Origin of the sequence: Mesorhizobium sp. M8A.F.Ca.ET.207.01.1.1, assembly GCF_004794715.1 — a bacterium.
GTDB lineage: Bacteria > Pseudomonadota > Alphaproteobacteria > Rhizobiales > Rhizobiaceae > Mesorhizobium.
In genome coordinates this window covers 1-329 of the sequence record NZ_SRUS01000331.1, presented here as the reverse complement: position 1 = coordinate 329, position 329 = coordinate 1, and the positions used below count along the sequence as shown (strand labels likewise).

General features: G+C 70.5%; 1 protein-coding gene. It reads right to left on the bottom strand.

The annotated features are described in order from the left end of the window. A partial coding sequence (locus EN850_RS34785; RefSeq protein WP_136093016.1) for a phosphatidylglycerol lysyltransferase domain-containing protein occupies positions 1-329 on the bottom strand: 329 nt, incomplete at both ends.

The following is a 329-nucleotide window of genomic DNA, read 5'->3' as shown; positions in this document are numbered from 1 at the left end:
GCCAGATCAGCGCGCGCGCCACGTCGGGGGGACCGACCGGATCGCCCATCGCGATCAGCGAGCCGCCGTAGCGTTGCATCATCACGAAGCCCTGCCTGGCATCATCGCGCAGCACCGCCTTGTCAGCGGTCAGCACCAGGCAGGCCTGGGTGTCGGTGGCACCGGCCAGGACCGGCGCCAGCGATTGTAGCGTTGCTTCATCGGCGGCTGGCAGCGGGCTGCGCGTGCTGTGCAGCAGCCGTGCCAGGCCGAACATCACCAGCGCGATCGCCACCACCAGCAAGGCACGCAGCGCACGCGGCGCGTTGCCGGACAGCGCGAACTGCCAC